Source organism: Streptomyces monomycini (assembly GCF_022271435.1).
Classification (GTDB): domain Bacteria; phylum Actinomycetota; class Actinomycetes; order Streptomycetales; family Streptomycetaceae; genus Streptomyces; species Streptomyces monomycini.
Map to the genome: position 1 here is coordinate 141,211 of NZ_JAFIQY010000010.1, position 13,256 is coordinate 154,466.

Consider the following 13,256-nt stretch of genomic DNA (forward strand, 5'->3'; position numbering starts at 1 on the left):
CGCCGGGCTGCCGGGCGTACCGTGGCCGGAACACCTTCCGGCGGGGGGCTTCATGAGTGCCGCGTACGAAGCAGGGATGGGCGACCGGCTGGCTCGGCTCCGGCTGCGCCGTGGCCTGACGCAGGAGCAGCTCGCCGAGGCGGCCCGCCTCTCGGTGGACGTCGTCCGCAAACTGGAGCAGGGCCGCCGCAGAACGGCACGGCTGTCCAGCATCAACGCCCTCGCAGCCGCTTTGGACACCGAGCCGTCCCACCTCGTCGGCCAGCCCGGGACCTTCGAGATCCAGCAGGATGCTCAGGACGAAGCCCCGTCGGTCCTGGCCCTGCGCCGCGCCGTGTCGCCGGTCTCGGATCTCCTCGGGGACGACGAGGATCACGAGGAACCGCCGACCATCGGCCAGTTGCGCGCAGCGCTCCGGTCCACGGAGAGCATCAGGCGCGAAGGCCGGATGGGCGAGATCGGTGTCCTGCTGCCCAGCCTGATCCGCGACGCGCGCACGGCTGCCCACGCCTTCACCGGTGCGGAGGCGGCCGCCGCCAACTCCGTGCTGGCCGTCGCCTACCAGGTCGCCGCCACGACGCTGACCGCGCTGGGCAAGGAGGACGCGGCGTATACCGCCATGGAACGTTCCCTCGCGGCGGTCCGCCTCTCCGACGACCCGCACCTGGAGACCCTCTCCGCATCCACCCTGAGCTGGGTGCTCACCAAACAGGGCCGCCTCGCCGACGCCGAGCGCGTGGCGATGGTCCGCGCGGACTCGATCGAGCCGGGCTTCCGTTCGCCGCCCCGGGACGTCGCGCTCTGGGGCATCCTGCTGCTGCGCGCCGCCACCGCCACCGTGCGGCAGAAGCGGCATGCCGCGGTCACCGACCTCCTGCGGATGGCTTCGGCGGCCGCCGAGCTGATCGGGGAGGACCAGATCGTCTACGCCGTCCCCTTCGGCCCGACCAACACCGGTGTCGCCAAGGTCAATTTCCTGGTGGAGATGGAGCAGAGCGAGCGCGCCGTCCGCGAAGCCCGCGCTGTGCCCGACCTCGCCTCCCTCCCGCCCACGTGGCGGGCCCGCTTCCACGTCGACCGGGCCTTGGCCCATCACGACCTCGAAGACGACAAGGCGGCGACGCGTGCCCTGCTCATGGCCGAGCGGGACGCGCCCGAGTGGATGCGCTACCACTCGACGTCCCGCCGCCTCGTCACCGAGCTGCGCGAGAGCGCCGGGCGCCGGGACGCGCCGGTGCTGAGGCTCGCCGACCGGCTGGGGGTCGGTGGGTAGGACACCCTGCCCCACCGTTCCAGCACCTGGGCCCCGCCGCCCTACCACGGACGCGACATGGGCCAGGGCGTCCCTGGTCCGGAACGGCGCCGATACCTAGCGTGCTCCGCATGACGCGGCGCCCGCACGTTCCCGGACCGGGGCGGAGACGGTGCCGCTCCGTGAACCACCAGGAGCCAGGTATGACCGGTGCCACCACACCCCCGCTCGCCTTCGTCTACGACCGCTGTGCCACGCGGTCACATGCGATGTTGGAGCTGCGCTTGGCCGGGTGTCGCACCTATGCCGAGCGGCAGGGGTGGGAGGTTGCCGGGTGGTGGGTGGATTTCGGGGATGCGGCGTTGGGGGGTGAGCGTCCCGAGTTGGGGGCGCTGGTCGGCGTGTTGGGGCGCCAGGTGGTGGGCCGGCGCGCGTTCTGTCTCGTACACCACTGGAACCGGTTCGCGCACGACGTCGAGGGGCGGCTCGCGCTCCAGGGGCGCGTGGCGGAGGCAGGCGGGTTCTCGGTCACGACGTTCGGCGAGAGCGACGAGAACGGCCGGAGCGACGCGCGGGCCGGGTACGCGTGGGTACCGGTGGGGCGGCAGCCCTTGGAGTAGCTGGTCGGCCGGGCCGGGTGTCAGCGGGTGGCGAGGGCCTCGTGCCACCAGTGGTCGCGGCCCGCTGTCCAGGAGACCGGGCGGCTGGTGCGGTTGACGACCAGGACGGACCGTACCCACGCGCAGTCGCGGCGCAGGGCGCGGTCCAGTACGGGCTTGACCGGGCGCACCGCGCCGTCCCAGAACGCCGCGTCCGCGGTGATGATCACCTTGGCGCCGGACGCGCGGGCCGCCTCGGCGAGTTCCGGGACGGTCAGGTAGACCGGCAGCGTCGTACGGACGGCGTCGAGCCGGCCGCAGGCGAGGGTGGCAATGACGGACTCCGGCACCAGCGGCAGGTGGACCGCCACCGGGTCGCCGGCCCGTACGCCGAGCCGGGCCAGCGCAGCGGCCGCCCGCTTGGCCTGGCCCATGAGCATGGTGTGGGTCAGCTCCTCGTGACGTCCCGGCTCACCGTGCCAGGTGAGGGCCATCGGGGACGGGGACGCCGGGGGCTCCTGCGTTTCCCGGGTCGTTTCCTCATGCTCGGAGATCACACGGCGCAACATGTGGACCAGCTTGAAGATCAGCGATCAACAACTGCTGAACGTCCGCTGTACGGCACGTCCTGTGCCCCGTAGCCGCCGCTTTCGCGACGCCCCGGAAGGCGTCGCTTCTCGTGCCCCTCGGGCGACGTGTTCGTGAGAGACCGTAGGTGCCCGTACGGCACCCCCACGTCTCTGCCCCGTCTCCGGCACACCCAATCCCCCGCCTTCACCTTCCTCGTCCGTACGTACTTGCGCCGCGCCGAGCCGCGTGGCGTGGCGTGGCGTGAGAGGTGGATCGGTTGTCCGAGGTCTGAGGGGAATGACGAGTCGTGTCATGCGGGTGATGCCCGGGTGGTGGGGCTCCGGGGCGGGGTGGTGGCTCGTCTGGACCGCGGCAAGGACGTCCGGGGCGCCTGGGGCGTCTGGAGTTTGCGGGGCTTCTGGGTCGTCCGGGGTGGTCGAGGTCGGTGGGGATCGATGGTCATGGGGACCGGGGTGCCGGTGTGTTCGGTGATGACTGTAGAGAGCGTGGGGGTGTGGTGGCAGGCGTGCGGGTGGGCGGCGGGCGCTTTGGGGTTCGGTGTGGTGTTCGTACGGGCCGAGCGCCGGTCGTGCGCGCCGCTGAACGACCTCGGCCTCTTCCGTGACGCGCCTTACGTCGCGCTCGCTTCGGCCGGTGCGTGGCGAACGCGGCGACCGTGGTGCTCCTCTTCGTGGTTCCGTTCGTGCTCCAGGGGGTGCTGGGGATGTCCGTACCGGGTGCGGGAACGGTCTTCCTCCTACCGGCAGCCGCGATGGCGGCGGCCGGGCCGGGCCTCGCACCGGCCGGCTCGGATCCGGACGGCGCGCTGCGCCTGGCCTCGGCCGGGTGCGCGGCCGCCTGCCTGGCCCTCCTGTCGCGAAACCGGCGGAACCCGCAGGACCGGCAGGACCAGCAAGACCGGCAGGACCGGCAGGACCGGCAGGACCGGCGGAACCAGCAGGACCGGCCTGCCCCGCGGGACCGGCGGAAGCCGCACGCCCCGCGGGAGCGGCGCATCCCGTGGCGCGTCAGCCGCAGGTGGCCGCGGCCGCCTCGTAGCCCCCGATGACGTCCCGTACGTCCCGGAAGCCGCGGGCCTCCAGCAGCGCGGCGGCGATCACGGAGCGGCCGCCGCTGCGGCAGTAGAGGACCACCGGACGGTCGGCGTCCAGCGTCGCGCAGCTGGTGGGAAGGCTCGCGAGGGGCAGGTTGCGGGAGCCCGGCAGGGCGCCCGTCTCGTACTCGGCGGGGTTGCGGACGTCGATCAGCTGGACGCCCTCGGCCGGCACGTCGCCGGGCGACAGGCGGCGGCTGCGGGACACCAGCTCGGGGTGGCGGGCGAGTTCGGCGGCCGGGTCGGGTACGTGCCCGAGGACGTGGTCGTAACCGATGCGGGCCAGGCGGAGGCGGGCCTCGGCCTCCGTGCCGGGGTCGCTGACGAGGACGATCGGCGTGCCGGGCGCCACCACGCTGCCCGCGTACTCGGCGAACCGGGTGTCCAGGCTGATGTGCAGCGAACCGGTGAAGTGCGCCGCGGTGTAGGCGGCGAGGGGGCGGCTGTCCAGGAGGACCGCGCCGGTGTCCCGGCAGGCGGCGAGCGCCTCGTCGAGGGTGAGCGCGGCGGGCGGCGCGGCGTCCAGGAGCGGGTGGCCGTCGCGGTTGAGGGCGGCGTCGTGCGCGAAGTAGCCGGGGGTGGCGGGCTGTCCGGCCGTGACCAGGCGTATGAACTCGGCCTCCGGCATGGGCTGCAAGGCGTAGTTGTGGCGGCGCTGGTCGCCGATGGTGGAGGTGGTCTCGGTGGAGAGGTTGCGGCCGCAGGCCGAACCGGCGCCGTGGGCGGGGAAGACGCGGGTGGCGTCCGGGAGGGTGAGCAGTTTGCCGTGCAGGGAGCGGTAGAGGCGGCCCGCCATGTCCTGCGGCGTCAGGCCGGCCGTGGCGAGCAGGTCGGGGCGCCCCACGTCGCCGACGAAGAGCGTGTCGCCGGTCAGGACACCGTACGGTTCCGCCGCCTCCGGGTGTTGGTGGACGACGAGGCAGATGGATTCCGGGGTGTGGCCGGGGGTGGCGAGGACGGTGAGGGTCACGCCGGAGGGCTCCGGTCCGTCACCCGTTTCACCGCCCGGTCCGTCACCCGTTCCACCGCCCGTTCCATTGCCCGTTCTGCCACCCGTTTCACCGCCCGATCCGTCGCCCGGTCCGCCTCCCAGGTAAATCCGTTCGCCGTCGCGCAGCCGCCGTATCGGGTAGCCGGTCTCGGCGGCCTCGCCGAAGGCGATGGTGGCGCCGGTGGCGCGGGCCAGTTCGAGGTGTCCGGAGAGGAAGTCGGCGTGGAAGTGCGTCTCGATGATCAGTTCGATGCGCAGTCCGGCCGCCTCCGCGTCGCGCAGGTAGTCGTCGATGTCGCGGCGTGGGTCGACGAGGACGGCACGTCCGGTGGTCTTGTCGCCGATCAGGTACGACGCCTGGGAGAGGCAGTCGAGGTAGTACTGCGCGAAATGCACGGTCGACCTCCGTGGTCCTGCGGGCCCGCCGTCACGAGCCCCGCGGGGAGTGTGTTGTGCGGATGCACGGATGTACGTACATTAGGCATGCGCCGTCGGCGCCGACAAGTTGGGGGCCGGTACGGAGGCGGGTGACGAGACGGAACGCCCCACCCGTACCGCTCGCTCGAACCGCCCGTACCAACCACACCCGTCAAACCTCTCGCAGCCCTCACACCCCGCGAACCCCGCGAACCCCTCGCACCCCCGGAGGCGCCCTCATGACCGAACACCCCCCGGGCCCGCGTCCCCTGGACCGGCGCTCCCCGCTGCCCCTGTGGGCCCAGCTCTCCGAGGACCTGCGGCGCCGTATGGAGGCGGACGAGTTCGCCGAGGAGTTCCCGGCCGAGCACCGGCTCACCGGGGAGTACGAGGTCAGCCGGCACACCGTGCGCGAGGCGCTGCGCAAGCTGCGCGCGGACGGTCTGGTGATCGCCGAACGCGGGCGCGCCAGCCGTCTGAACACCCGGCGCATACAGCAGCCGCTCGGCTCCCTCTACAGCCTCTTCCGCGAGCTGGAGGGCCAGGGCGTGGAGCAGCGCAGCGAGGTGCTGCGGCTGGAGCGGACGGCGGACGGCCCGGTCGCCGACCAGCTCGGACTCGTTCCGGACGCACCGCTGGTCGTACTGGAACGGCTCCGGCTGGCGGACGGCGAACCGCTCGCCCACGACACCACGTACCTGCCCGCCGAGGTGGCCGAGCCGCTGCTCGACGCCGACTTCCGGCACACCTCGCTGTACGGCGAGTTGCAGCAGCGCTGCGGGATCAAGGTCACCGGCGGCCGGGAACGCATCCACCCTTTTCTGCCCGACATCCGGCAGGCGTGGCTGCTGGGGCTGGCCGACCGTGAGCCCGCGTTCGCCATCGAGCGGCTGGGGCGTTCCGGGGAGCGGCCGGTGGAGTGGCGCGAGACCGTCGTACGCGGCGACCGCTTCGCCTTCGTCGCCGAGTGGTCGAGCGACAGCCACGCGGTCGAACTGGCGCCCCGCGCCTCGTGTCCGTCATGACGGCCGGACCCGCACCGCACCCCGCGACGCGGCCCGCACCACACACCGCGTGGTGGCCCGCGCCACACACCGCCGCGTGGCCGGTGCCGCCGACGACCCGCCCCCGGCGATGCCGCTTCTAGCCTGGGCGGCGCTGCCCTGCGGGCTGGTCATCGGGCTGCTGCTGGGCGCGCTCGGCGGTGGCGGTTCGATCCTCGCCGTACCGGCGCTGGTCTACCTGCTGCACCAGACCCCGCACGAGGCCACGGCGGGTGCGCTGGTGGTGGTGGGGATCGGCGCGGCGTCCGGCCTGGCCTGTCATGCCCGTGCGGGCCGGGTCCGTTGGGGGGCGGGTGCGGCGTTCGGCGGGCTGGGCACTGCCGGTACGTTCCTGGGCTCCCGTTGGAGCGCGTCGCTGAACCCGACCGTCCTGATGACGGCGTTCGCCGGGCTGATGCTGGCGGTGGCGGCGGTGATGCTCGTACGGGCGTGGCGCGAACGGGAGAAGGCCCCTGCGCGCACGGCCGCCACGCCCCCCGCGTCTCCCACCGCCTCCGGATCACCGCTCGCCGCCCGCCCCGCCCCCCGCCTGGCCGCCGCTCTGCGCATCGGTGTCACCGCGACCGCCGTCGGCCTGCTGACCGGCTTCTTCGGTGTCGGCGGCGGTTTCGTCGTCGTGCCGGCGCTGACCCTCGTCCTCGGCCTGGAGATGCCGGTCGCCATCGGCACGTCGCTCCTGGTCATCCTCGTCAACTCCGGTACGGCGTTCGCCACCCGGGCCGGGGCGGGCGGCCTGGACTGGCCGCTGCTGGCTTCCTTCGCCGCCTGTGCCGCGCTCGGCAGCTGGCTCGGCAACCGGCTCGCCGCCCGGCTGCGGCCGCAGGCCCTGTCCACGGCGTTCGCGTCGCTGGTCACGGTGCTCGCCGTGTCGATGGCGGTGACCAGCATCCCCCGCTTGTGACCCGGCCACGGCCGAACCATGGCGGCCCGCCCCCCGATCCCCCTCATCCGACCCCCGGCCCCCGGCCCCCGACTCCCGACCCCCTCATCCGACCCCCGGCCCCCGGCCCCCGACTCCCGACCCCCTCATCCGGTCCCCGATCCCAGCTCGACCTCAGGAGGAAAGAACCATGACTTCCGCCTCGACGCACCACCAGGTCGTCATCATCGGCGGCGGCACCGCGGGCATCACCGTGGCCGCCCGGCTGCGCCGCGCCGGACTGCGTGACATCGCGGTGCTGGAGCCTTCCGAGACGCACTGGTACCAGCCGCTCTGGACGCTGGTCGGCGGTGGTCAGGCGCCGCTGCGGGCGGCCCTGCGTACGGAGGCGGAGGTCATGCCGCCCGGTGTGCGGTGGCTGCGCGAGTCCGCCGTCTCCGTCGACCCGGCCGCGCGTACGGTGGGCACCGCCTCGGGGCGGACGGTCTCGTACGACCGGCTGGTGCTCGCCCCCGGGCTGAGCCTGGACTGGGACGGCATACCGGGGCTGGCGCAGGCCCTCGGCCACGGCGGTGTCTCCAGCAACTACCGCCCCGATCTCGCCCCGCTGACCTGGGACTTCATCCGGCGCACCCAGCGCGGTACGGCACTGTTCACGATGCCGTCCGGACCGGTGAAGTGCGGCGGCGCCCCGCAGAAGATCGCGTACCTGGCCGCCGACTACTGGCGCAAGCGAGGGCTGCTGGGCCGTATCCGTACGATCCTGGTGCTGCCCGAGCCCGCCATGTTCAAAGTGCCGGTCTTCGACCGGGCGCTCCAGGAGACGGCGCGGCGGTACGGCATCGAGGTGCGGCTCCAGTCGGAGCTGACGCAGGTGGACGGTGCCGCGCGGGAGGCGGAGATCGTCGACCACGCGACCGGCGCCAAGGAAACGATCCGCTACGACCTGCTGCACGCCGTACCGCCGCAGCGCGCGCCGCAGTGGGTGGCCGACAGCCCGCTCGCCGACCCGGCCTCGCCCTTCGGCTACGCCAAGGCCGACCGGGAGACGCTCCAGCACCCCGACTTCCCCGAGGTGTTCGCGATCGGTGACGTCGCGAACCTGCCGACCTCCAAGACGGGCGCGGCGATCCGCAAACAGGCCCCGGTCGTCGTCGCCAACCTGCGGGCCGGACTGCGCGGACGGCCCGCCACCGCCCGCTACGACGGCTACACCTCCTGCCCCTTGGTCACCGCGCGCCACAAGATGCTGCTCGCCGAGTTCGACTACGACCTGGAACCGGCGCCCTCCATCCCGTTCATCGACACGACGAAGGAACGCACCGACATGTGGTTCCTGAAGCGGTACGGGCTGCCGCAGCTGTACTTCAAGGGGATGCTCAAGGGCCTGGCCTGAGCGGAGGCCTACCCCTCGTCCGGCAGCAGCTCCCACAGCATCGCCTCGAACTCCTCGGCGGCAGGCGGATCGTCGGCCAGCAGGGCCTGGAGGCGCAGCCCTTCGTAGGCGCGGGTGAAGAGCGCGACGCGCATCGGGTCCCGCGTGTGGAGGCGGGCGAAGCCGGCGAGCGCCTCGGACCAGCGGCGGATGTGGCCGCGCAGTTCGGGGCGGCGGGCGGCCAGCAGGCACAGTTCGAACTCGGCGAGCAGCAGCCCCCGGTCCTCCAGCGACCCGGCTGTCAGGCGCGCCAGCATCCGCCGCTTGTCGCCGTGCCCGCCCGCCGCGTCCGGCCCTTCGACGGGCGCGGCGGTGAGCTGCCGTACCCGTTCGGTCTCCTGCTCCATCGCACTGGTCAGCACGGCCGTGAGCAGCGCGTCGGCGCTCTCGAAGGCGGATGTGGCGGCCGCGGTGGGCAGTTGCGCCTCGTGGGCGACGGTGCGGTGGGTGACGCCCGCCGCACCGTCCCGCGCGACGACCCGCAGAGCGGCCTCGATCAGCGCCTGCCGCTCGTGCTTCCCGGCGGAACGGAGCCCGTCGGCGGCCGGTTCGTACGCTTCGTCAGCGGCCGGTTCGTGCGCTTCCGGATCGTTCACGGGGGCTCCAGCAGCAGGTACGGAATCGGAGACGTCGTCGGACGATACCCGCGCGCCTCGGCGCTACGTGGCGGCCGACACGTCCGTACCCCCGTCCGTCAACACGTCCGTACCCCTGCCCATCGCCACATCCGTACCCCCACCCACCGGCACATCCGTGCTGCCGCCCACCGGCACGTCCGTGACCACATCCGCCACCACACAGCTCACGTTGTCCGGCGCCCCCGCCTCGTGCGCCAGCGCCACCAGGTCCCGTACCGCCCGGCCGGGGCCGGGGGCCGCGCCGAGCACCTCCCGTACGGCGTCGGAGGACACCACCGCCGACAGTCCGTCCGAGCAGAGCAGGTAGCGGTCGCCGGGGCGCGCCTCCCGCAGCCCCACCTCCGGCTCGACCCCGTCACTGCCGTCCAGCGCCCGGAACAGCAGCGCGCGCTGCGGATGCGACTCGGCCTCCTCGGGCGTCAGCCGGCCCTCCTCGACGAGCGACTGGACGTGGGTGTGGTCGTGCGTGATCTGGAACAGCCCGCCGCCGCGCAGCAGGTACGCCCGCGAGTCGCCCACATGCACGAGGGCCAGGTGGGAGCCGGTCCAGAGCAGGGCGGTCAGCGTGGTGCCGGCGTGGTCCGCGTCCGCGGCCGTCACGACACCCCGTACGGAACGGTTCGCCTGCCCGGCCGCGTCCGCCAGTACGTTGAGCAGGTCGCCGGGGCGCAACGTCCCGCCGTCGAAGCTCTCCAGGCCGCGCAGCGCCTCGACGGCCGCGGCCCCGGCGGATGCCCCGGCCCCGCCGAAGCCGTCGGCCACGGCCAGCAGCCGGTCGCCCGCGTAGGCGGTGTCCTGATTGCTCTCCCGGACCAGCCCGGTGTCCGAGAGGGCCGCGTAGCGGATGCCGAGCGGTAGCGGTCGGCGTTCGGGCCTCGGGGCGGTCGTGGACATGTCCGTCATGGCCTCGTCCTTCCTTTTCAGGTGGTCGACGAGGAAGGCCGCCAGTTCGCGGCGGGCGGCGGTGTCCGCCTCGGTCTGCGCCCAGTACGCCGACACCGCTTCGGCGGCCGGTCCCGCGGCCAGCTCGCACACGTCCCGGATACGGGCCAGCGGCATACCGAGCCGGCGCAGCCAGGCGACCAGCCGGGCGCGCTCCAACTGGGCGGGCGCGTAGCGCCGATAGCCGTTGACGGGATCGACGTGGGCGGGCGGCAGCAGCCCCAGTTCGCCGTAGAGCCGCAGCGCCTTGGGCGAAAGCCGCGCCGCTCTGGCGAACGCTCCGATGCTCAGCAGCCGCCCCGTTCCCCCGCCGCCCGTCTCACCCGTCCCGGCCGCCACTTGCGGCCCCAGGCCCAGCCCCGTGTCGTCACGCACCCGTTCACCCTCCTCGTGCGGGGTCGGCCCCGCAGACCTGAGGCTGCGTCTTCCCCCAAGGGCAAGGTCAAGGGCGGGACGGAGGCGGTCACCGCCTGGCGAAATGAGTGACCGTGACGCCGTTGTCGAACGAGGCCCGGTCGGTCACGTCGAAGACGGTCGGATCGAACTCCCCGTCGAACACGGAGATCCCGGCCCCGGCGACCACCGGATAGCTCTTGATGATCAGTTCGTCGATCTCGGGCAGCAGCGCGCCCGCGAGCCGCCCACCGCCGCACAGCCAGATGTCCCGCCCCTGCCCTTCCCGGCCCTCCTCCTTCTTCAGGTCACGGACCAGCGCCAGCGGGTCCGCACGGACCACGGTCACGGCGGGGTCGGCGTCCGGCGCGAGCGTGCTCGACACCACGTACTGGCGCAGGTGCGCGTACGGGCTGGTGATGCCCGCGTCCAGCGCGGGGCGGTAGCTGCCGAGTCCCATCAGTACGGTGTCGAAGCGCCGGTTGGGCGTGTCGGCGAGGCCGAGGGCGTCGCGCATCGCGGTGGGGACAAATTCCGGGTAGCGGGCGTTGCACCACGCGCTGTACGCGGCGGCCTGCTGCTCGTCGCCCGCAGGGTAGAAGTCGAACTCTCCGCCGGGACCCGCGATACGGCCGTCCAGGCTGACGGCAACGTAGTAGACCAGCTTGCGCATACCGACGACTCCATCCATAGTGCTCCAAGTGAAGTGGTGAGAACGTAGTACTACGAACGGAGTGGTGTCAATGGTCCGCAGGAACGACGAGCGGAGGGCGGCACTCGTCGACGCCGCGATCGAGGTGCTGGCCGGGGAAGGCGCCCGCGGCCTGACCTTCCGCGCGGTGGACAACGCGGCCGCCGTCCCCCCTGGCACCGCCTCCAACTATTTCGCCAACCGCGACGACCTGCTCACCCAGGCGGGCGCCCGGGTCTACGAACGCCTCCAGCCGGACGAGGCGACGATCGCGCGGCAGCGGCAGGCCACGCCCGACCGGGAGACGTACGCCATGCTGATGCGCGAGCTGGTCGGCCGGGTCAGCTCGTTCCGTACCGGCTACCTGGCACTGCTCGAACTACGCCTCGAAGCCACCCGCCGCCCCGCGCTGCGCGCGGTGCTGACCGAGCGCGTCCGCGCCGACCTCGACGCCAACGTGGCCTACCACGAAGCATCCGGCCTGCCCGGCGACGCGACCGCCGTCCGGCTGCTGTACCTGGCCTTCAACTGGCTCATCGTCGAACAGCTCACCCTGCCCGACGTCCTCTCGGAAACCGAACGCGAAGAGCTGGTGTACGCCGCGGTCGACCGCATCGTGGCCCCCTGACGCCCGTACTTGAACCCGACGTCCCACTCGTACCTGCGCCCGGACCCGCGCCCGCCTGGCCGTCGCTTCCATCCTGCCGACCCTGATCACCACCCCCCTGTGCACCGCCCCCGCCGTCGCGGGAGCGCTCCCCTGGGCCGTGGGGCCCGCTGTCCTGGTGGCGTTGGCCGTCCAGGGGTGAGTGGCCTACGTACGTCTGGGCACGCGGGAGATTATTTGCCCGGCTCCAGGTGGCTCAGTGCGGCAACGGTGAGCGCCTGGACGCCCATGGTCAGGGTGGGCTGTTTGACCGGGGTGAAGTGCGGCGAGTGGTTGGAGGGGATGTCCTGGGCGAGGCGTCCGGAGGACATCGCGGCGCGGAACTCGTCCGGGTCCCAGCCGCCCAGCCACCAGTAGTAGAGCGGCGCGCCGGCGGCCGTGGCGATCAGCCCGGCGTCCTCGCTGCCGGCGGCCGGTTCGTAGCCGAACAGCCGCTGGGCGCCGAAGTGGTCGGTGAAGGCGGCGTTGACCCGCTCCAGCGTGCGGTCGTCGTTGCGGGTGACGGGGAAGGTGTTCAGCACCTCGGTCTCCGGCTCGCGCTCCGCGCCGGACGCGGTGGCCTCCGCTCTGGCGATGCGGTCGACGGCCGCCAGCACCCGGCTGCGCACGTCCTCGTCGAAGGTACGGACGCTGAGCTGCACCACCGCCTGGTCGGGGATGACGTTGGGCGCGTCCCCGGCCTGGAAGGAGCCCACGGTGACGACGGCGCGGTCCTTGGGGGCGACCTCGCGGGCGACGACGGACTGCAGCCGCTGGACGAAGGCGGCGGCCATCACGATCGGGTCGACGGCGGTCTCGGGTCGGGAGCCGTGACCGCCGGTCCCGTGGAAGGTGATCTTCAGGCTGTCCGAGGCGGCCATACAGGCGCCGGGGGCGTAGGTGATCAGGCCCGCGCCGAGCGGGGCGACGTGCTGGGCGAGCACCACGTCGGGCGTGGGCACCCGCCCCTGCCCATCGGCACCGGCACCGGCATCAGAAGGAGCAGCGGAGCCGTCCGCCGCCGCCCCGAACAAGCCGTCCTCGATCATCGCCCGGGCCCCGTCGCCGACCTCCTCGGCGGGCTGGAAGAGCACGACCAGGGTGCCGGACCAGTGCTCCCGGCCCGCCGCCAGCAGGTCGGCGGCGCCCGCCAGGCAGGTGACGTGCACGTCGTGGCCGCAGGCGTGCATGACGCCGGGGACGGCGGAGGCGTACGGCAGGCTGCTGCGCTCGGTGACGGGGAGGGCGTCCATGTCGGCGCGCAGCAGGACGACCGGGCCGGGGCCGTTGCGCAGCACGCCCGTCACGCCCGTCCGGCCGATGCCGGTGGTGACCTCGTAGCCGTACGAGGTCAGGCGGCGGGCGGCTTCGGCTGCCGTACGGGTCTCCTGGAAGCCGAGTTCGGGGTGCCGGTGGAGGTCTTCGTAGAGGGATTCGAGGTCCGCCATGCGGGCGTCGAGCGGGGCCAGTACGGAGTCACGCGCGCTATCGCTCATACGTTGCATTTGATCATGTAACGGACGCGCGGGCGAGGCTCGGACCGGCCGCGGCGGGCCGGAAAACGCCGCCCGGGACCGCCCCTCCCGGCACACCGGCGAAAACCGGCGGCAACCGGCGGACGGAC

The 13,256-nt window shown here is 73.1% G+C and carries 13 protein-coding genes; 7 read left to right on the forward strand and 6 right to left on the reverse strand.

Annotation, left to right across the window (positions count from 1 at the left end; all coding sequences use genetic code 11):
• Positions 1-76 precede the first annotated feature (76 nt).
• Both JXZ78_RS15085 and JXZ78_RS15090 read left to right on the forward strand, forming a co-directional pair.
• Positions 77-1,273 carry a helix-turn-helix domain-containing protein gene (locus tag JXZ78_RS15085; RefSeq protein ID WP_238783115.1) on the forward strand — a complete coding sequence of 399 codons (1,197 nt, stop codon included), beginning with the start codon at positions 77-79 and terminating at the stop codon, positions 1,271-1,273.
• Between the two features lie 182 nt (positions 1,274-1,455).
• Positions 1,456-1,872 carry a recombinase family protein gene (locus tag JXZ78_RS15090; RefSeq protein WP_030024299.1) on the forward strand — a complete coding sequence of 139 codons (417 nt, stop codon included), beginning with the start codon at positions 1,456-1,458 and terminating at the stop codon, positions 1,870-1,872.
• 20 nt (positions 1,873-1,892) lie between these two features.
• Here the strand turns inward: JXZ78_RS15090 and JXZ78_RS15095 are convergent, their stop codons facing one another.
• Positions 1,893-2,408 carry an AMP-binding protein gene (locus JXZ78_RS15095; protein ID WP_238783116.1) on the reverse strand — a complete coding sequence of 172 codons (516 nt, stop codon included), beginning with the start codon at positions 2,406-2,408 and terminating at the stop codon, positions 1,893-1,895.
• Positions 2,409-3,079: 671 nt separating this feature from the next.
• On the opposite strand from JXZ78_RS15095, the gene JXZ78_RS15100 reads away from it, so the two are divergent.
• A complete protein-coding gene (locus JXZ78_RS15100) occupies positions 3,080-3,490 on the forward strand; it encodes a hypothetical protein (protein ID WP_030024296.1) in 411 nt (136 codons plus the stop codon).
• Here the strand turns inward: JXZ78_RS15100 and JXZ78_RS15105 are convergent.
• Complete coding sequence (locus JXZ78_RS15105) at positions 3,450-4,922, reverse strand: MBL fold metallo-hydrolase (RefSeq protein ID WP_030024295.1); 1,473 nt, start codon at positions 4,920-4,922, stop codon at positions 3,450-3,452. The genes JXZ78_RS15100 and JXZ78_RS15105 overlap by 41 nt on opposite strands.
• A 260-nt stretch (positions 4,923-5,182) precedes the next feature.
• Between JXZ78_RS15105 and JXZ78_RS15110 the strand changes: the two genes are divergently transcribed.
• The 3 genes from JXZ78_RS15110 to JXZ78_RS15120 all read left to right on the forward strand — a co-directional run bounded on the left by JXZ78_RS15110 (position 5,183) and on the right by JXZ78_RS15120 (position 8,283).
• Positions 5,183-5,968, forward strand: coding sequence for a GntR family transcriptional regulator (locus JXZ78_RS15110; protein ID WP_030024294.1), 786 nt, complete (start codon positions 5,183-5,185; stop codon positions 5,966-5,968).
• A 52-nt stretch (positions 5,969-6,020) separates the two neighbouring features.
• Entirely contained in the window at positions 6,021-6,908 is an 888-nt protein-coding gene (locus JXZ78_RS15115) for a sulfite exporter TauE/SafE family protein (protein ID WP_238783117.1), read from the forward strand.
• Positions 6,909-7,077: 169 nt separating this feature from the next.
• A complete protein-coding gene (locus tag JXZ78_RS15120; RefSeq protein ID WP_030024292.1) occupies positions 7,078-8,283 on the forward strand; it encodes an NAD(P)/FAD-dependent oxidoreductase in 1,206 nt (401 codons plus the stop codon).
• 8 nt (positions 8,284-8,291) lie between these two features.
• Here the strand turns inward: JXZ78_RS15120 and JXZ78_RS15125 are convergent, their stop codons facing one another.
• The 3 genes from JXZ78_RS15125 to JXZ78_RS15135 all read right to left on the reverse strand — a co-directional run bounded on the left by JXZ78_RS15125 (position 8,292) and on the right by JXZ78_RS15135 (position 10,968).
• Complete coding sequence (locus JXZ78_RS15125; protein ID WP_050502986.1) at positions 8,292-8,918, reverse strand: TetR/AcrR family transcriptional regulator; 627 nt, start codon at positions 8,916-8,918, stop codon at positions 8,292-8,294.
• A 63-nt stretch (positions 8,919-8,981) separates the two neighbouring features.
• A complete protein-coding gene (locus JXZ78_RS15130; RefSeq protein ID WP_106968920.1) occupies positions 8,982-10,193 on the reverse strand; it encodes a MerR family transcriptional regulator in 1,212 nt (403 codons plus the stop codon).
• 172 nt (positions 10,194-10,365) lie between these two features.
• On the reverse strand, positions 10,366-10,968 hold the full coding sequence (locus tag JXZ78_RS15135; RefSeq protein WP_030024289.1) for a dihydrofolate reductase family protein: 603 nt from the start codon (positions 10,966-10,968) through the stop codon (positions 10,366-10,368).
• Positions 10,969-11,038: 70 nt separating this feature from the next.
• Here JXZ78_RS15135 and JXZ78_RS15140 point away from each other — a divergent pair, with 70 nt between their 5' ends.
• Positions 11,039-11,614 carry a TetR/AcrR family transcriptional regulator gene (locus JXZ78_RS15140; protein ID WP_030024287.1) on the forward strand — a complete coding sequence of 192 codons (576 nt, stop codon included), beginning with the start codon at positions 11,039-11,041 and terminating at the stop codon, positions 11,612-11,614.
• Positions 11,615-11,826: 212 nt separating this feature from the next.
• Here the strand turns inward: JXZ78_RS15140 and JXZ78_RS15145 are convergent, their stop codons facing one another.
• Positions 11,827-13,128, reverse strand: coding sequence for a M20/M25/M40 family metallo-hydrolase (locus JXZ78_RS15145; RefSeq protein ID WP_030024286.1), 1,302 nt, complete (start codon positions 13,126-13,128; stop codon positions 11,827-11,829).
• Between the last annotated feature and the right edge of the window lie 128 nt (positions 13,129-13,256).

Bases quoted from the DNA above. Each gene is read 5' to 3' on its own strand.
- JXZ78_RS15090 (WP_030024299.1), top strand. From the start codon at position 1,456: ATGACCGGTGCCACCACACCCCCGCTCGCCTTCGTCTACGACCGCTGT.
- JXZ78_RS15135 (WP_030024289.1), bottom strand. From the start codon at position 10,968: ATGCGCAAGCTGGTCTACTACGTTGCCGTCAGCCTGGACGGCCGTATC.
- JXZ78_RS15110 (WP_030024294.1), top strand. From the start codon at position 5,183: ATGACCGAACACCCCCCGGGCCCGCGTCCCCTGGACCGGCGCTCCCCG.
- JXZ78_RS15140 (WP_030024287.1), top strand. From the start codon at position 11,039: ATGGTCCGCAGGAACGACGAGCGGAGGGCGGCACTCGTCGACGCCGCG.
- JXZ78_RS15085 (WP_238783115.1), top strand. From the start codon at position 77: ATGGGCGACCGGCTGGCTCGGCTCCGGCTGCGCCGTGGCCTGACGCAG.
- JXZ78_RS15145 (WP_030024286.1), bottom strand. From the start codon at position 13,128: ATGAGCGATAGCGCGCGTGACTCCGTACTGGCCCCGCTCGACGCCCGC.
- JXZ78_RS15120 (WP_030024292.1), top strand. From the start codon at position 7,078: ATGACTTCCGCCTCGACGCACCACCAGGTCGTCATCATCGGCGGCGGC.